Annotated in this window: 17 protein-coding genes; 4 read left to right on the plus strand and 13 right to left on the minus strand. The window is 46.9% G+C overall.

Going from position 1 to position 18,424, the window contains the following annotated elements:
- Positions 1–62: 62 nt before the first annotated feature.
- The 10 genes from ABQ275_RS22425 to ABQ275_RS22470 all read right to left on the minus strand — a co-directional run bounded on the left by ABQ275_RS22425 (position 63) and on the right by ABQ275_RS22470 (position 7,961).
- Positions 63–722, minus strand: a complete 660-nt coding sequence (locus ABQ275_RS22425; RefSeq protein WP_349315374.1) for a CBS domain-containing protein — start codon at positions 720–722, stop codon at positions 63–65.
- A gap of 126 nt (positions 723–848) precedes the next feature.
- Positions 849–1,625 carry an alpha/beta hydrolase gene (locus ABQ275_RS22430; RefSeq protein WP_349315375.1) on the minus strand — a complete coding sequence of 259 codons (777 nt, stop codon included), beginning with the start codon at positions 1,623–1,625 and terminating at the stop codon, positions 849–851.
- Positions 1,626–1,696: 71 nt separating this feature from the next.
- Positions 1,697–2,239 carry a CvpA family protein gene (locus ABQ275_RS22435; RefSeq protein ID WP_349315376.1) on the minus strand — a complete coding sequence of 181 codons (543 nt, stop codon included), beginning with the start codon at positions 2,237–2,239 and terminating at the stop codon, positions 1,697–1,699.
- A gap of 17 nt (positions 2,240–2,256) precedes the next feature.
- On the minus strand, positions 2,257–2,706 hold the full coding sequence (locus tag ABQ275_RS22440; RefSeq protein WP_349315377.1) for a GatB/YqeY domain-containing protein: 450 nt from the start codon (positions 2,704–2,706) through the stop codon (positions 2,257–2,259).
- Between the two features lie 18 nt (positions 2,707–2,724).
- Positions 2,725–3,072 carry a gliding motility protein GldC gene (gldC, locus tag ABQ275_RS22445; RefSeq protein WP_349315378.1) on the minus strand — a complete coding sequence of 116 codons (348 nt, stop codon included), beginning with the start codon at positions 3,070–3,072 and terminating at the stop codon, positions 2,725–2,727.
- Between the two features lie 110 nt (positions 3,073–3,182).
- Complete coding sequence (locus ABQ275_RS22450) at positions 3,183–4,295, minus strand: glycosyltransferase family 1 protein (RefSeq protein ID WP_349315379.1); 1,113 nt, start codon at positions 4,293–4,295, stop codon at positions 3,183–3,185.
- 87 nt (positions 4,296–4,382) lie between these two features.
- Positions 4,383–4,820, minus strand: coding sequence for a hypothetical protein (locus ABQ275_RS22455; RefSeq protein WP_349315380.1), 438 nt, complete (start codon positions 4,818–4,820; stop codon positions 4,383–4,385).
- A 48-nt stretch (positions 4,821–4,868) separates the two neighbouring features.
- A complete protein-coding gene (locus tag ABQ275_RS22460) occupies positions 4,869–5,999 on the minus strand; it encodes an ABC transporter permease (protein WP_349315381.1) in 1,131 nt (376 codons plus the stop codon).
- Between the two features lie 12 nt (positions 6,000–6,011).
- Positions 6,012–7,154, minus strand: coding sequence for a glycosyltransferase (locus ABQ275_RS22465; RefSeq protein ID WP_349315382.1), 1,143 nt, complete (start codon positions 7,152–7,154; stop codon positions 6,012–6,014).
- Between the two features lie 6 nt (positions 7,155–7,160).
- Positions 7,161–7,961, minus strand: a complete 801-nt coding sequence (locus tag ABQ275_RS22470; protein WP_349315383.1) for an alpha/beta hydrolase — start codon at positions 7,959–7,961, stop codon at positions 7,161–7,163.
- A 97-nt stretch (positions 7,962–8,058) separates the two neighbouring features.
- Between ABQ275_RS22470 and ABQ275_RS22475 the strand changes: the two genes are divergently transcribed.
- Both ABQ275_RS22475 and ABQ275_RS22480 read left to right on the plus strand, forming a co-directional pair.
- On the plus strand, positions 8,059–9,852 hold the full coding sequence (locus tag ABQ275_RS22475; RefSeq protein ID WP_349315384.1) for an acyl-CoA dehydrogenase family protein: 1,794 nt from the start codon (positions 8,059–8,061) through the stop codon (positions 9,850–9,852).
- 132 nt (positions 9,853–9,984) lie between these two features.
- Positions 9,985–11,727 (plus strand): N-acetylmuramoyl-L-alanine amidase, encoded by a 1,743-nt coding sequence (locus tag ABQ275_RS22480; protein WP_349315385.1) that lies wholly within the window; start codon positions 9,985–9,987, stop codon positions 11,725–11,727.
- On the opposite strand, the gene ABQ275_RS22485 is transcribed toward ABQ275_RS22480, so the two are convergent.
- The gene (locus ABQ275_RS22485) at positions 11,716–13,920 is read right to left on the minus strand and encodes a transferrin receptor-like dimerization domain-containing protein (protein WP_349315386.1); all 2,205 of its coding nucleotides are present in this window, start codon (positions 13,918–13,920) and stop codon (positions 11,716–11,718) included. The two genes, ABQ275_RS22480 and ABQ275_RS22485, sit on opposite strands and share 12 nt — an antisense overlap.
- A 252-nt stretch (positions 13,921–14,172) precedes the next feature.
- On the opposite strand from ABQ275_RS22485, the gene ABQ275_RS22490 reads away from it, so the two are divergent.
- The gene (locus ABQ275_RS22490) at positions 14,173–15,207 is read left to right on the plus strand and encodes a 2-oxoacid:ferredoxin oxidoreductase subunit beta (RefSeq protein WP_349315387.1); all 1,035 of its coding nucleotides are present in this window, start codon (positions 14,173–14,175) and stop codon (positions 15,205–15,207) included.
- A 62-nt stretch (positions 15,208–15,269) separates the two neighbouring features.
- Here ABQ275_RS22490 and ABQ275_RS22495 read toward each other — a convergent pair whose 3' ends face one another.
- Together ABQ275_RS22495 and ABQ275_RS22500 are read right to left on the minus strand one after the other, a co-directional pair.
- On the minus strand, positions 15,270–15,905 hold the full coding sequence (locus ABQ275_RS22495) for a LysE family transporter (RefSeq protein WP_349315388.1): 636 nt from the start codon (positions 15,903–15,905) through the stop codon (positions 15,270–15,272).
- A 30-nt stretch (positions 15,906–15,935) separates the two neighbouring features.
- Positions 15,936–17,474, minus strand: a complete 1,539-nt coding sequence (locus tag ABQ275_RS22500; protein ID WP_349315389.1) for a GH3 auxin-responsive promoter family protein — start codon at positions 17,472–17,474, stop codon at positions 15,936–15,938.
- Between the two features lie 168 nt (positions 17,475–17,642).
- Between ABQ275_RS22500 and ABQ275_RS22505 the strand changes: the two genes are divergently transcribed.
- Positions 17,643–18,416 carry an inositol monophosphatase family protein gene (locus ABQ275_RS22505; protein WP_349315390.1) on the plus strand — a complete coding sequence of 258 codons (774 nt, stop codon included), beginning with the start codon at positions 17,643–17,645 and terminating at the stop codon, positions 18,414–18,416.
- The last annotated feature ends 8 nt before the right edge of the window (positions 18,417–18,424 follow it).

Raw genomic sequence — 18,424 nt, forward strand, 5'->3', positions numbered from 1 at the left:
CGACGGCGCAATAAATGAATATTGCGCCGTCACCAGCTATACTATTGTGCGATGTTCTTTATTTACATACTGATATAATTCATCAGCAGATCATAGTTCTTTTTAAGTATTTCTTCTTCCGGTTCTTCGGATAAAACATATTTAATGAAGTAATTAAACCGTTCAAATGTGGCCACCAGCGCGTGTAATTCCTGGCGGTTTGTTTTCAGCAATACTTCCAGCTTTCCGGTAGTGGCATCTGTGAGCGTGTTAACACTCAGCAGGGTTACATCATTGGATTCTGCAATGCGGGCAATTTCGCTGAGGCTGTAATCGCGGGCATCCATTTCCAGTGCGAGTACGCCACCTACTTCCTTCACCGCGTTATATTGCGCCAGGGCTGCCAGCAGATTATCTTTGGTAATGATACCCAGGTATTCGTTTTCTTTCGAAATAACAGGTAACGCTGATAACTTGAATTGATGAAATAATTTCAGGGCCTCAAAAAGATGCGCCTGTTCCATCACGGCGGGCCGTGTTCCGTTTAATTCCAGTGATGTCAGTAGTGTTTCGGGGTCTTCAAGATCCATGATCTGATCTTCCTCTACCATTGCCACATACTTATTCTCCACTACCATCGGCAATTGCGTAAGATGATATTCATTCATCAGGCGCAACGCCTTCACTCCTGCATCCATCGGATGCAGAATAGGTACTGTTGATATGAGATCTCTGGCAATCATTTTCGTGTATTCTTACACAATAATAGCAAAGAATCTTCCAACAGAAAAAGAAATTACATGTACAGTCATGCTACTGCACCCCTCAGGTCAGTAGTAAATCATCATTGTAGTGGGTCTGTATACCGGTTAAGCGATTGCTTTTTCCTGCAGTTTCTCTAAAAAGGCGTGTAGAATCTTGTTGAATTCTTCCGGGACTTCCATCATAGGTGCGTGACCGCATTTATCAATAAACTGCAGTTCAGAATTAGGTATAAGCTTTTGAAATTCTTCTCCAACCATAGGAGGAGTAACGGTATCATTATTACCCCAGATGAGTAAAGTAGGCTGTTTGATATCTTTTAGTTCGTCTCCCAGGTTGTGCCGGATAGCTGATTTTGCCAGGGTAATGATTTTGATCACCTTCAGGCGGTTATTTACGATCTCGAACATTTCATCCACCAGTTCTTTGGTAGCTATTTTCGGATCATAAAAGGTGAGTTCCGCTTTCTTGCGGATATATTCATAGTCGCCCCGCTTAGGATAAGTTTCACCCATTCCGTTTTCAAACAAGCCGGAACTGCCTGTAAGTGTCAGGGATTTAATAGGCGCTTCAGGATGCTTAAGCAGGTATACCAAAGCCACATGACCACCCAGTGAGTTGCCCAGCAGGTGCACGTTTTTGTAGCCTCTCGCTTCCATAAATTTATGCACATACTTTGCCAGCCCGCCTACTGATGTTTCCAGGATGTTTAAATCATACAGGGGTAACATCGGAATCACAACCTTGTTATACTGCCGGAAATACTCAACCATGTGCGCGAAATTACTCAAAGCACCAAAAAGCCCATGCAATAATACCAGTGGTTCTCCTTCTCCTTCTTCTATGAAATTAAACTTACCCTGTGTTTTGATTTCGTAATCCATTGCCAAATCTTGAAAGTCAATTTTACGCTAAAATAATTCTTTTTATTAATCTAAATAATGTTTGAAACGAGTTAAGCAGGTTGAATATGCCGGGCTGCCTGCTCAAAAAATGACTGCAATTGGGCGAACATATCCTTAAACACAGGTATCAGATTCCCCATGTGATCCAGTACCCAAGGGCCAATTTTCTCAATATAAGGGTATACGGCAGATTGTAGTTTTGTTTCAGGACTTAACCAGTACAACTGATTGGCCATCCATAATAATACACTGTATATTATTATAAATATCAGGCCATAGAGGAGGATGCCACCCAGTTTATTCAGCCAGCCCAGCATCACCAGCTCCACCAGTTTCTGCAAGGCGCCGGCTCCTAACCTTACCAGCAATACCACCCCTATAAACAGGCAGATAAAACACAGAACGGGAACCCAACGGGAATGCATATCCCAATGTTCCTGCACATACAAAGCGGTAACTGTAGAAAGTTTGAGCGCCGCCGCCAGTCCAAGTATGACTGCCACCAGCGAAAACAAAGCCACTATCAGTCCGCGTGTAAACCCCTTATAGATGGCAAACACCATTATAATGGCAAAAATGATATCTATTGACAAAACAGCGTTTTTCCGGATTATTTCAGCAGTTCCTTTACCATGGCGGAAATAGCCTTTCCATCCGTTTTACCTGCCAGTTGCTTGGTAGCAACGCCCATCACTTTACCCATATCAGCGGGTGAGCTGGCGCCGGTAGCGGCAATAATACCGGTAATGGCTGTACGTAATTCGGCTTCATTCATTTGTTGGGGAAGGAAACGCCCGATAACCGCCAGTTCTTCTTCTTCTTTTACTGCCAGGTCTTCCCTGTTCTGTTGCCGGAAGATCTCCAGGGAGTCTTTCCGCTGCTTGGCCAGTTTCTGTAACAACTTTGATTCGTCTGCTTCCGTGAGCTCACCCGTACTGCCTTCAGCCGTTTTGGCCAGCAGAATAGCCGCTTTGATGGCCCGCAAAGCACGCAGCTCCGCTTCTTTTTTACCCAGCATCGCAGTTTTGATCTCTGCGTTAATATTTAATTCTAATGACATATGGTAACGTTTAATGGATTATTTGCCTTCAGCTTCCTGCTTTTCCTGGAACTTTTTGTAGAAGTCCTTCGCAAAAGTACGCATCTCTTCCGCCTGATCTTTGTATTGGGTAGCCCTTGCATAGGTATCCGCCATGGTCATCATTGTCTGGAAAAAGAAATCCGCCATTTCATCTACCATCATATCTTTTGTCCACAGGTCAATACGCAGGGCGGCCTTTTCTGCACTGTCCCAGAAAGAAATCATCATGGCTTTCGCCTTGATCATCCTGTCTTCCTTGTTATCTGTGGCACTCCACTCTATCGTTTCAGGTACTTTGTTGTCGTCCAGGCCCACCTGGATCTGTATGGTAGATACTTTACTCATATTTTTCTGTTAATGCGCAAAAATACTATCATTTAGTCATTTAGTTATTTAGATATTTGGGTATTTAGATTCCGGCAGGGATTCCTTTCTGAAATCAAATACCCAAATATCTAAATAACTAAATGACTAAATGTGGCCGCTGCCTGCTCCCAGCTATCCACCGGTTTCGATGGCGGCTGTTTGGCGAGCAGCCTCGATCTCAGCTGTTCATCTTTATATAATAAACTCATTTTCTCTGACAGGTCATCAATACTGGCGGGGTCTGCATACAGGACGGTATCACCGCCGGCCTCCCTGGCAGCCAGGCTTTCCAGCGCAATCACCGGTACACCGCAACGCTGTGCTGCATAAATGGGCAATGCCAGTCCATCAAACCTCGACGGATATACGAGTGCATACGCGGCGCCTGTAAGCCGCGCCAATGCAGCCTCATCCAGGTTCTCCAGCCATATCACATCTTCCCTGAACTTATAACTCGGCAGGGCCGTCGCTATTTCTGCACCGGCTGGTGTGGCACTACCTGCCAGTACCAACTTCAGATTGGTACGCTGCCGCTTTTTCAGTGCGGAAAACGCCTTGAATACCGGCATAATATTGTTCCGGGGATGCATACTGCCCGTTATTAAAAAATATTCCACTCCACCGGAAAACTCCTTTTTGGCGGCTTCCCGCTCTTCCCATTCCAGTGGTTTGTACAACGCACTCACCCCTGTTTCCAGCCGGGTAATCCTGCCTTCCGCAGCGGGGGCATGCCGCAACACGTCGTTTCTGCCGGTATCGGAAAGCACCGCTATATGCTGCGCCTGCGCCAGGTACCGGAGAATATTTTTTTTGAGATACTGCTGTTGCAGGGCTGACTGCAAACCAGCGCCTTTCAGAAAAGACAAATCCCTGATCAGCAGGCTGCCGGGAACTTTGCTGCGCAATGGCAATGTGCCGTCCAGTCCCAGGTACACATCGGCGTGGTACGCTTTCATAGCCCGGGGCAACTGCCATTCCAGCCACCAGTAAAGGTGCCAGGCCCGGTTGCCTTTCAGCGGCAGTACAACCGTGGTCACATTAGCCGGAAAGCTAAGGTGCGCAGGTATCTCTCCATCAAAAAAGAATGTAAACCGGTGCTCCGGCTGTTGCCGGCACATCGCTAAAATTATTTCAGTGGCCACCTGTCCGGTATCAGCAGGCAGATCTCTTCTCAGACAAGCGGCATTAACAGCAATTTGCATAAATGATTCGTTGGTACGCCAGCCTGCAAACCTAAACTATTTTGAGATTTGGTTATTTGTTATTTGATGATGCAGGTATAGCGGCTATCATCCTCCTGATTTGTTGGTGATTAAAAAATCCAGCGGGGTGGATACATTGGCCGTATTACCCAGAGAACTCAGCGATACCGTTACTTTATATGTTTTCACCTCCTTCAGGTGTTGGAGGATAATATTAAATTCTCCCGCGGTGGTATCCGGAACAGCTGCCTGTTCCAACGGAATGCCGCCGGGGTCTGTCTGTACATTGAGTGTTATATGGACACCCTTTTCCGGCACCTTTGATGTGATCTTAACCTTGAAAGTATAAGTGCTGTCCAGTGCCACATTGGCCTTACCTACCAGGATGCCCGGCAATTCAAACTTCAGGGCTTCTTCCTGTACGGGTGGTACGGGTTTATCATCCTGTTTGTTCTTTTTTTTGCAGGCGGAAAAACCGATAAATGTGATGGCTAAGAGTACTGGTAAAAGGCTTTTCAATGACATAGTGCAAAGGTATGAGACAGATAAAATTATGTTTTTTTTACATACCAATCAAATTTTACTTCTTACATCCAGGGCATCCCGCAAACCGTTTCCCAACAGGTTAAACGCCAGTACCAGCAGCATGATAGCCGCCCCCGGTGCCAACGCCAGCAAGGGATTGTGGGTAATAATAAAATTGTAGTTCTCTTTGATCATGAGACCCCAGGACGGTTGCGGAGGCTGCACCCCCACTCCCAGGAAACTAAGTCCTGCTTCTACTACGATAGCCGTAGCAAAATTACCCGCGGCGACTACCATCACAGGTCCCATGATATTGGGCAGGATGTGTTTAACAATAATCCGCATATGGCTGTATCCCAGCGCACGGGCTGCTTCTACATATTCCAGCTCACGGATGCCCAGAATCTGCCCGCGGATGATCCGCGCCACACCTACCCACAGGGTAAGTCCCACGGCAATGAATACCTGCCAGAAACCTTTTCCCATCGCCAAAGTAAGGGCAAACACCAGCAATAACGAAGGCATGGACCAGATCACATTCACCAGCCACATCACCACATCATCTGTTGTGCCTTTGAAATACCCGGCAACAGCGCCCAGGAACACACCTATACTCAATGAAATGATCACTGCAATACAGCCTACACCAAGGCTCACACGGGTCCCCACCAGTAGTCGGCTTAAAATATCGCGGCCAAATTTATCGGTACCCAACCAGAATGTTTGTGAGAAAATACGCTCTTGGCTGATCTGCGCCGCCAGCTGATTATACGGCAAATGATCCGGCGGCATCTTTCCATACCATATTGCGGCCAGGTTATATTTTTCTTCGCCGCTGGTAGATTCATCTATATAACGCTGCACCACCAGCACACTATCCCTGAATTGCCAGGAACGTACAGGCACCCACGTTACATCTGATTCCTGTCCGTACAACAGCTTGTGAAAGAAAGAAACCCTGGCTACCGGCTGTTCTTTTTTAACAGCCAGCATATGAATCCGGAAACCGGGATGCTGTCCTTCTACTTCCAGGATCATCCTGTTGGCATCGGGTGTATTATCCGGTGCAATCACGTAAGCCAGCATACTGACAACAACAGCCAGCATAATCACTACCAGACCAGCTACCGCGCCTTTATTCTGTTGCAGCCGTTTCCAGGCAGATTGAATATTGGACAACTGAAAAATAATTTAGTTTACCTGACGGCCTTTCCATTGATAACTGCCAAACTTGCCCAGCCAGCCAGCAATTACAATATAAGGAATATGAAATAACTGCCCGGGAATAAACCACGCCAGCATTTCTGTTTTATGAAAGAACCGCGCCACGGGCAACAGGAAATACAACTCCATCGTTATTTTCAACAACATCATGATCAGGAACCACGGCCACCAGATGGGCGCCACCAAAGCAATGATACCCATCGCCAGCAAGCAGGCATTAAACAGGTATACCAGCAACAACACCCAGGTAATTCTTTTATCCTCATATTTATCTGCCTTCGACGACCAGCGGATCCGCTGATTCATGAAGTCTTTCAGCGTGTCTACCGGTAATGTACGCACAATCACATCTTCGTTTTTCAGGTACATCACGCCATCAGGATAAGCACTGTATATTTTATACATCAGTAGCATATCATCGCCGGAGGCAATATTATCAATACCGGTGAAGCCACCCACATCATAAAACGCTTCCTTCTCATAAGCCAGGTTAGCACCATTGCACATAGTACCTGCACGTAACTGGGCTGCAGCCCCCGTGATCCCCTGCATGGTCATGAAGTCCAGCGATTGCAGCTTCTTGAAAAAATTCTGTTCTTTATAAAAACTTACCGGCGCCGCTATGAATTTAGGACGGTTCACTTCATAGAACTGTACAATCGTTTCTATCCAGCGCGGCCCCATTACACAGTCCGCATCTGTAGTAACGATCAGGTCTCCCTGCGCCTGGGAGATCGCTATTTCAATCGCCTTCTTTTTGTAGGAATTAAGTCGCTCCTCTACATTGAGGTGGTCTTTCAATTGCAACAGATGAATATTTGCTGCCGGGAATCGACTGATCACACCTGCCGTATCATCTGTTGAGAAATCATCTATTATAATCACTTCCAGCAACGCTGTGGAATAAGTTTGCTGTTGTAAGGCCGCCAGCAGAGCCGGCAGGTTATCGGCCTCATTTCTCGCCGGTATGATCACGGTTACACGTGTGCTACCCAGCTGTTGCGGCGTAACGGTGAATTTTTGCAGCCGCTTCCAGCCAAGACTGTACCATAACATCAACACGCCGTAGCCTAATGCCAGTCCGATAAGTATAATTAAGAAAAAATGCATCTGGGTTTAAAGATTTTTTTTGATAATGAAGCCCAGCTCTGTGGAGATCAACTGATGCCCCTTTTCAAGTACGATCATTTTGCACGGAAATGAACCATCCGCAAAACGGGTTCCCAGTATAGGTGGAATCACCCGGTCGTATTTCCCGAAAACCAGGAGTGTTAAAACGTGATAACCGGATAATAATTGCTTACATCTTTTTTTATCCGGCATCATTTTACGCATGATCGTCCATACGTTATAAACAAGCTCCCGTTTCTCCGGTTGATCCATCCTGTGCAATGCAAATTTGTAAATGCTCTGATTTAGTAAACCAAGCCTGCGCCACAAATGCAGCAAGGTAAAAAACAGCTGTGGATGAAACGTATTGTATTTAAATAATTTATTGCCTATACCTGTTTGGGTAACAAACATATGCCAGGGATTGTTTTTCAGACCATCCGCAGCCAACATGATAAGATGATCTATCCGGGTAGGCATTTTCTCTACCAGGCATAGGGCCAAACGCCCACCCATGCTGTATCCTAACAGGGAAAACCGCTCTTTTTCATAGCGATGCAGCACCCGCATTACCACCGCTACCAGGTCGTCCTTTTCAAAAACACGGTTTTCCTGCCAGTCCGTCTTCCCATGCAAAGGCATATCCAGTGCGATGATGGTGAACTGATCGCCCAAACCTTCCGTGAGTGGGCTGAAATGAGCAGCACTTTCACCAAAACCGTGTAAACAGATCAGGAGTTGCTCCCCCGAACCATTACAGGTACCGTGAAAATGGCTTTTCAAATATGGCAGAAAAAAGTTGCTCATAAAGGGGGCAATGATACTGAAAATTAATTACGAATCGGACCAGGATTAAACTGGTTTAATTTCGGTAAATTACAGCACTACCAAAAATTCAGATAACATGGACGCAACAGTTGAAAATAAGACTGCGCTGAAAGGCGCGGAATTCCTGGTAAAGGAAAGTGCTCCTGAAGAAGTGTTTACGCCGGAAGACTTTTCGGAAGAGCAGCTGATGATCAAAGAAATGGCAGATCAGTTCATCAGTAAAGAGGTAACACCACTGATTGACCGGATTGACAAACTGGAGGAAGGGCTGATGCCATCGCTCCTGGAGAAAGCAGGTGAACAGGGATTGCTGGGCGCAGCCTTCCCGGAAGAATATGGTGGTTTGGGTAAAGATTTTGTAACCGCTACTATCATCAACGAAGGATTGGGCGCAGGTCACTCCTTTTCCGTAGCCATGGCTGCACATACAGGTATCGGTTCACTCCCTATCCTCTACTTCGGTACGGAAGAACAGAAACAGAAATATATTCCCAAACTGGCTACGGGCGAAATGAAAGGCGCCTATGCGCTGACAGAACCCGAATCCGGCTCTGATGCACTGGGAGCCAGAACATCCGCCAAACTAACGGAAGACGGTAAATATTACCTGCTCAACGGGCAGAAATGCTGGATCACCAACTCAGGCTTTGCGGATGTGTTCACCGTTTTTGCTAAAATAGACGGCGACAAATTCACAGCTTTTATTGTAGATAAAGATACCCCCGGATTTACACTGGGTGAAGAAGAACATAAAATGGGGATCAAAGGATCTTCTACCCGGCAGATTTATTTCCAGGACGCCAAAGTGCCCGTAGAAAATGTGCTGGGCGTGATCGGCAAAGGTCACCTCATTGCTTTTAACATCCTGAACATAGGCCGCCTGAAACTCTGTGCGGCCGCACTCGGCGCGGCCAAGAAGTGTATTGCTACTTCCGTGCAATACGCCAATACACGCGTACAATTCAAACAACCCATCGCCAATTTCGGCGCTATCAAACATAAACTGGCGGAAATGGTTATCCGCACCTGGACATCCGAATCTGCGCTGTTCCGCACCGCCCAGCTGATAGATGACAAGGAAAAAGAATTACTGGCCGCCGGCAAACCCTTCAACGAAGCCTTACTGGGCGCCGCAGAAGAATATGCCGTGGAATGCGCCATCCTGAAAGTAAACGGCTCCGAAGTGCTCGACTTTGTAGTGGATGAAGGTGTGCAGATACACGGTGGCAACGGCTTCAGTGATGAATACGTTATTTCAAAAGCCTACCGCGATTCCCGTATCAACCGCATCTTCGAAGGCACCAACGAAATTAACCGCCTGCTCACCCTCGACATGACCCTGAAACGCGCCATGAAAGGGAAACTGGACCTCATGAATCCTGCCATGAACGTGATGAAGGAACTGATGAGTATCCCCGATTTCGGCAACGATGATGAAAGTGCTTTCAGCAAGGAAAAGAAAATGATCGTGAACTTCAAAAAAGCGATCCTGATGGCAGCAGGTGCCGCCGCACAGAAACTCATGACGAAGCTTGAAAATGAACAGGAGATCTTAATGGACATCGCCGATATGGCCATCGAAACTTTTGTAGCAGAAAGTGCCCTCCTCCGGCTTATCAAGATGACCCAGCATAAAGGCGAAGCCGCAGCATCCCTGCAGGCAGATATTGTACGCACCTACCTCTATGATGCAGCAGACCGTATCAACAAATCAGGTAAAGATGCGATCAACGCATTTGCAGAAGGTGATGAACAACGTATGATGCTCCTCGGCCTGAAACGCTTTACCAAAGCAGATCCGTTCAATGCTAAAGATGCCCGCAGAAGAATAGCGGATAAACTGATAGCAGATAATAAATACGCCCTGTAATCATTCATATGATGAGCGGAGATCGAAATGATTCATTTTATCAGCTTTGATCTCCACTCATCATATGTTTCTAAAAATCAACTCCATATAGTCTCCTGTTTCCCTCTTATCTTTACATGATTTTGACGGGATATGAATCGATCAGCAAAGTTTTTACTCCAGATTTTTACGGTAATAGTTATTCCCCTTTGGGCCAGTGGTCAGGCTTCTATACGCCTTAGCCAGCCATCACGGGAGGTAAGCAATGTTTCTACTGCGCGGCAGTTCATCGCCGGCCGTACCTGCGCAGGATGCAAAATAACGATCAATAACGATACGGCTTACGTATACAGTACCGGTACCTTTGCCGTAAAGCAGGAACTGACGCCCGGCAAAAGTACGTTTGTGGTTACCGCAGAAAGTCCTAACGGCCAAACATATACGAAAACACTGGTTTATTACTATGCACCACCACCGGCACCCAGGGTTACTACTGCTTTCCGGATAGATTTTATAGAGATTTCTCCCAGGGGCAATTTACAACTCATGCCCGGCGACACCCTCCATATTAAAATGAAAGGCTATCCCGGTGGACAGGCCAGCTGGTTCAATAATACTCCGCTGAAAGAAATGCCGGCTTCACAAACCAACGGCATCGCCGGCTACTACAGCGGCAGCTATATTATTCAACCCCGCGACTCCATGCTGAATGGCAAGCTGCAGGTAATACTGCGCGGGCAGGGCGGCGAAACAGCCATCCTTGGCAGCACCTACCGCTACAGCGTAATGCGCAACGAGGTACCTCTTACCGGGCGCACCATCGACAACATGACCTACCTCACCTCCAGCCCTGATGGCGACCGCCTGGGCCCCAATAAAATAGGCTATCTTGATAGAGATGTACTGCTGCACATCACCGGCAAACAAGGCGATTATTATAAAGTACGCCTGTCATCCAAACAAACGGCCTTCATCCCCGAACCGCTGGTAGATACGGAAATACCACAGGAAGCTTTACCCGTAAGCATTGTAGACGATGCAAAAGTGTGGGGTGATGATAAAGCAGATTATGTATCCGTTGCATTGTCCGATAAACTACCCTACACCTCTACACAGGTTGTTACTCCCGGGAAAATCATTGTAGACGTACACGGCGCCTACATGGAACAAGGTGTAAACGCCCTGCTGCAAGGCACCAGGGAAATCACCGGCATAGCGTTTCAACAGCCCGCGCATGATATATTCCGGATGGTCATCTCCCTTAAACATGCGCCCTGGGGTTACCAGGTGTATTATGAAAATAACCGTATAACGGTAAAGGTTAAACGTGTACCGGAGAAATTATCGCTGGCTAATCTCGTTATCGGTATTGACCCCGGTCATGGTGGCGGCAACCCTGGTGCGGTAGGACTTACAGGCGTTTATGAAAAGCAGCTCACGCTCACACTTTCCCTGCTCCTCAAAGCCGCCCTGGAAAGAGAAGGCGCCAAAGTGATCATCTCCCGCACCACCGAACGGTTTGTGCCAAACGAAGACCGCCTGTCGCTTTTCCGGCGCGCCAATCCGGACCTGCTGTTAAGCATCCACTTAAATTCATCCGGCAATCCCGTAGATGCATATGGTACGGCCACTTACTATAAACATCCTTTCTGCGAACCATTGAATGCAGCCATACATCAACGTTTACTGGAAACAGGACTGCGCGACTTCGGCAATAACAGCGACTTCAATTTCATCCTCAATAACCCTACTGAATTTCCTGATGCACTGATAGAAACACTCTTTCTCAGCAATCCCGGCGATGAAGAAAAAATACTAAATCCCGCTTTCCAGCAACAACTTATAAGCAAGATTGTACTGGGCTTAAAGGATTATCTGAAGAATTTAGGGATGTAAGTGGCTTGCCAGCCTGTTAATAGCTGCGGCGGCGATGCTGATCTGCTCCTGTGCTTCGGTCCATCTGCGTTGTTCAATGGCTTCTCTTACACCGGGGATGGTTTTTACGCCGTAGCCGGTATAAAAGCCAGGCGCATACAAAGTATGTTTGTACCAGGCGCGGGCAGGCAATCCTTTGTCGTTCAGGAGCTGTTGTTCTGCCTGGTAAAGTATTTTGTTTAAGGATTGTTTATTACCGGTTATTTTTTCGGGAGAGATAGACCGGGTAACAGTATCCAATGCGATCATAGCATTTTGCAAAGGAGAAAAATCGAGGTAGGGAACTGCGGTTTCCGGTACCGGTGGCAGCAGATGTTTGGCGGTATCCGCAGCCAGTCCGTATTTGTTTTCCCGGATCAGTTGATTTTCGATGGTAGTGGCTTCGCGCAGGTCCGTTGTTAATGTAATCAGTTCATTCACATATCCGTTTACGGTTTCATATAGTTTACGGAAATCAAATGGCAGGGTAACGGCGTCGGCTATACGCAATACTGTATGTCCTGCTGTTTGCGATAACGCCACCCCGTAGTTAAATCCCGGATCTTTAAAGCGGATATAGTTATCGTAGGAATCATAGATGGAATGATATTCTCCGCCGGCATCTTCTCCCCCAAAACTATAATCGAGGGAAGGCACGCCCAGGTGTTGCAGGAAGGAAGAATAGTCAGAACCTGAGCCCATGGCATTAATGGCGATACCTTGTTTATCCAGCTTTTCCTTTTTTAGTTTAGGCGTTGTTGCTTTCAATATATCGGCAGCCTGTTTGCGGGCAAGGATACTCACCTGTGTTTGCGGATCGGTGATATCGCGCCCTACTTCATTCACCAGCGTTTCCAGGGCATGTGAACCGCTGGCGTTGAGAAATCCGCGGCCATTATTATCTGAGTTGATGTATACCACCGCTTTTTCCTGTAATTCAGCGGCATGGTCTTCCACCCATTCGGTAGAGCCCAGCAAGCCGGGTTCTTCCCCATCCCACGCACAATATACCAGCGTACGACGGGGGCGATAGCCTTCTTTTGCCAGCTCACCGATTGCCTTGGCTTCTTCCAGCAGGGAGGCGAGGCCGCTTACAGGATCTGCCGCGCCATTCACCCAGGCATCGTGGTGATTACCACGGATCACCCACTGGTCGGGCTGCTCACTGCCTTTTAATTTCGCAATCACATCATAACAGGGACGGATCTGCCAGTCGAAGGCCAGTTTCAGGTGAACTTTTGCCTTACCCGGTCCGATGTGATAGGTAAACGGCAGGCCACCGTGCCAATCTCCCGGTGCTACGGGGCCATCCAGTGCGCGGAGCAGTGGCTCCGCATCGTGGTAGCTGATAGGCAATACCGGAATTTTGAGCAGGTTGGGCGCTGTAGCCCTGTCCAGCCGCTGCGCGGAGGCGGTAGCGCCAATATTGGGGGTCAGCGGATCGCCGGGATAGATCACCATATCCATAACAGACCCGCGTTGTACACCATATTCATTTTTAAAAGAACCTTCAGGATATACGTCGCCGCTGAAATAGCCGTCATCCCAGGGATCAGAGTAGATGATACAGCCTATTGCACCGTGTTCCTGTGCCACTTTGGGTTTTGTACCGCGCCAGGAGCGGCCGTATTTAGCGATAACAATTTTACCTTTCACGCTTACACCTGCACGTTCCAGGTACTTATAATCTTCCGGGAGGCCATAGTTTACAAATACCAGTTCTCCGTTTATATCACCGTCTGCACTGAAGCAGTTGTAGGTAGGCAACTGCCCATCCTGCCCGGAAGTAGCATCTTCTTTCAGAGCGGGTTCTTTCAGTACAGCCTTGTAAGTAGTGGGGCTGGTGAGTTCCAGCACCCTTTCTTTGGGTATAGGAAACAGCACCTGGTAGGTCACGATTTCTGCCTCCCACCCATAACTCTTAAAGCGTTGTAAGATGTCTTCTGCTACGGCTTTTCCGCGGGCGGAGCTAATATGATGGGGTTGGGCGGAGAGGCTTTTAATGGTTTCCCCGATATGCCGGCTGCTCAGTTTCTTGTCGAAACGGGCTTCCAGTTGCAGGTGTTGGGTGGCTGCACTGTCTGTATATCCCAGTAGTTTTTTGTCCTGTGCGTGAGCGGCTATAGTGGTGCATAGTAATAGTGCTGGCAAAAAAGGAAAGTAAGTTGTTGTCATAAGAGATGCAGATATTGGTTGAAGTGGGTATATCTAAACAATATACGAATAGTCCACTAAATCTATAGGTCATTACTAAAAGTTATGACCCATAAATATACGTTATAGGCAAATAGTCTACTTACCCAGTAGATTAATATATATTTGTGTATCCTTTCATAGCTTTACCGGGTGAAAAGGATAAATGATGGCCCGAATTACAGGTATCTATCGTAACTTTACAGACTACATATTATATTTTAACTTATACAAATGTCAACAGCAACTATAGCTCCGCAGCCCTTAACAGCAAAAGACTTTTCAACGGACCAGGAAGTACGCTGGTGCCCTGGATGCGGCGACTACTCTATACTTAAACAGGTACAAACCATTATGCCTACGCTGGGTGTTCCCCGCGAAAATATTGTGATCGTTTCCGGTATCGGCTGTTCATCGCGGTTCCCGTATTATATGAACACTTATGGCATGCACTCTATCCACGGCCGTGCTACGGCTATTGCTTCGGGCCTTAAAGCAACGCGGCCGGAACTCAGTGTATGGATTGTAACCGGAGATGGAGATGGATTGTCGATTGGTGGTAACCATACCATTCACCTGCTCCGCCGTAACTTTGATGTGAACATCATGTTGTTCAACAACCAGATCTACGGTTTAACCAAAGGTCAGTACTCTCCAACTTCAGAGCAGAACAAGGTGACCAAATCTACCCCATTCGGCAGTATTGATCATCCGTTTAACCCGATGGCCCTGGCCCTGGGTGCAGACGCCACCTTCATTGCCCGTAGTATGGACCGCGACCCCAAACACCTGCAGGAAATGCTGAAACGCAGCCATGCACATAAAGGCGCCTCTTTCCTGGAAATATACCAGAATTGTAACATCTTCAATGATGGCGCTTTTGAAATATTTACAGAAAAATCAAGCAAAGGAGATGAAACCGTGTTTGTAGAGCAAGGACAACCCCTGATCTTCGGCGCCCAGAAAAATAAAGGTATCCGTCTCGATGGACTGAAACCAGTGGTAGTAGAACTTGGTGGCGAATACAGCGCCAGCGACCTGTGGATTCATGATGAAAATGATTTCTACAAAGCACAGCTGCTGACCCGCATGTTCGACGATTCCCGCATAGAAGGCCATTTACCACGTCCTTTCGGTGTATTCTACCAGGCTCACCGCCATACTTACGAAGAGGTGATGTCCGCACAGTTGGCAGACGCCCTTGACAGAAAAGGCCCCGGCGACCTGGATAAATTGTTTGCAGGAAGTGAAACGTGGACTATCAAATAAGAAGAAAGCTCATTAATATAAAAAGGAAAGTCCTGGTTTCGGCCAGGACTTTCCTTTTTATATTAATGAGCTAATGTTACATCAAACAGTACCTTATACAACAGCACCACCCCGAATATGATCATGCTCACACCGGCAATACGGTTCAGCCATTCCACATTAGTGAGCGTCAGTTTATGCCGGATCTTGTCTGATACAAATACTTTTAGAATATCGGTGGATAAAACCATACTCAAACAAACCCCATACATCACCACCCGGTGACTAAGAGAGGTAGCACTATAGCCAATACATACCGGCAGCCAGAAAATAACCACCCCGGGATTCAGCGTGTTCATTAAAAAGCCTGCCAGCCATATTTTGAGATAATCGTGTGTACCAAACATCTCCGGCTTCTCTTCTCCTGTACTGATCTTTACTTTTTTGAATAAAAGCCCGTACAACCCCATGCCTATCAATAATATGCCGCCAACAATGCCGATAGTACGGTTATATCCCTCCAAACCACTTATAAAAGCGGTGGACAGATTACCGATGGTTACAAACATGATATCGCTCAAAGACACACCCAGCGCGAAACTAATGCCTGCCTTAAAGCCGTTATTGATGCTGTATTTTATAATGGCGAATATTACCGGGCCTACCGATAACGACAGAACTAATCCCAGTCCTAATCCCGCTACAATTGCTGCTATCATGCTTATTATTTCCGTGTCACAGGTTCGTGTCTAGTTCTTAACGGTTTTTCCTGCCAGAAATTTTTCCCAGTCCTTTAACTTCTCCCCTTTCATCACCCGCGGAAATTTGTTCATAGCGCCTTCTTTGCCCTTACAACGCAGATAATCAATGAATACCTCATTCGGTAATATCTCTACAAAAACTTCTTTTAATGCAGAAGTTCTTTCCACTGCATAGTCATCATTCACTTCTGCCAGCGTCTGGTCTATGATTTCACGCACCTTTGCTGTATCCACATTTGCATCATCTGTACCAATGTACCAGCGATGGGCAAACAGGTTGGCATAAGAGAAACCGGCTACCGTAAACTCCCGGATGGTAATGCCCAGCTTCTTCTGCACATTGTCAATCGCTTTGTTCATGTTGTCAATGCTCATATGTTCCCCGGCGAGGCTGAGGAACTGTTTGGTACGACCTACAATCACAATTTCATGTTCCTTTACGGAAGTAAACTTCACCACATCACCAATCAGGTAACGCCAGGCGCCTGCACAGGTAGACAGCATCACAGCATATTCCACATCTTCCACCACCTCGTTGATCATGTAAGATTTGGGATTCGGTTTTACTTCTCCCTCTGCATCAAAATTGTCTTCATTAAAAGGAATAAATTCATAGAAGATCCCTGCATTCAGCACCAGCTTGATCCCTCTTGTTCCCGGACGTGCCTGGAAACCAAACGAACCTTCGGAAGCCATGTAGGTTTCAATGAAGTTAATCGGCTTCCCGAGCAGCTTCTGAAAGCTGTCGCGGTAAGGCTCAAAGGACACGCCTCCATGAATATATACAGCCAGGTTAGGCCATATTTCGTGAATGTTTTTTACCCCGTGGTATTTAATGATCTCTTCCAATACAATCTGTACCCAGGCAGGTACGCCACAAATAGTACCCACATCCCATTCACGGGCTTTGCGTACAATCAGCTTGATACGCTGTTCCCAATTGGGTTTGCGGGAGATACTACCACCCGGTTTATAAAAACGGCGAAACCATCTGGGGATATTTTTGGCCTGGATGCCGCTCATATCACCTTCGTAATAGTCGCCTTTCTCAAATAAGGAAGTGGTTCCCCCCAGCATAAGAATCCCTTTGGTAAAGGATTTCGAGGGGATATTGAAGTTAACCATGGAGTACAGCTGCTTCACACCTACCTTCTTCACATTTCTAAGCATTGCCTTGGTAACAGGAATATGTTTACTGGCAGATTCTGACGTGCCGGAACTCAGGGCAAAATACTTGATCTTCTCCGGCCAGCTCACGTTTGGCTCCCCTTCCTGGCAGCGGTACCACCATTCCCCATGCATTTTAGTATAGTTGTGTACAGGTACCTTTTCGCGGTACTGTCCCAAAAAGTTGGGACTATCCAACAGCTCCTGAAAATTGTAGTGACGGCCAAACTCAGTATCCTTGGCCTTTTCCAGCAAACGACGCAGCACCTGCAACTGATATTGGCGAGGTGTTCCTAACTTAAACGTGAATTGCTTCCTGATACGTAGTGACCTGGAAATCAGATTACCTATGATGGCCATTAACTTTCCCTCTCTTTAATTGAAATACAAAAATAAGTGGAATATTGAATATAATCACGAATTACGAACGCCCGGTTGCCGGCAAGGGAATAATATATGTATATATTATATAATGCAGCACCCGAAATTCGCAATCCGCAATTCGTAATTCGTAATTACCTTTGCGGCATGTTAAAAACAACTTTACTCAAAGCTACTGAAGCCAGCGGAAAAATACTGCAACAATATTTCAACGGCTCCTTTGAAGTGAGCAGTAAAAGTACCATTAACGACCTGGTGACGGAAGCAGATAAAAAATCTGAAGCCGTTATCATAGACGTTATCAGGGCTGCTTATCCCGATCACTTTATACTGAGTGAAGAAGTGGGCGAGATGAAAACAGCCTCCAATGTAAAATGGATCATTGATCCCATTGATGGCACCGTCAACTTTGCCAACGGCATCCCTATCTGTTGTGTATCCATTGGTGTGGAGAAAGATGGAGAGATGATACTGGGCGCTGTTTACAATCCGTTTATGAACGAATTGTTCCTGGCAGAAAAAGGAAAGGGCGCTACCCTGAATGATAAGCCGATCCATGTATCGGTAAAGTCAAACCTGGCTACCTCCTGCCTGGTAACTGGTTTCCCTTACAAATGGAACCAGGGCCCCAGAGACCCCATGCAGGTACTGGACCATATTATCAGGGAAGGCATTCCCGTACGCCGCCTCGGCTCTGCAGCCATAGACCTTTGCTGGGTTGCCTGCGGCCGGTTCGATGGCTTCTGGGAACACGAACTCCAGGCATGGGATTCCGCAGCCGGATTCCTCATAGTGGAAGAAGCCGGTGGTAAAGTCTCCGACTTTTCCGGCAACCGGTATTCCCCTTACCAAAAAGAAATACTGGCCACCAACGGTCATATTCATAGTGCGTTACAGGATCTTATTAACAACGGTAAATAAGTATTTGA

Source organism: Chitinophaga sp. MM2321, assembly GCF_964033635.1.
Classification (GTDB): domain Bacteria; phylum Bacteroidota; class Bacteroidia; order Chitinophagales; family Chitinophagaceae; genus Chitinophaga.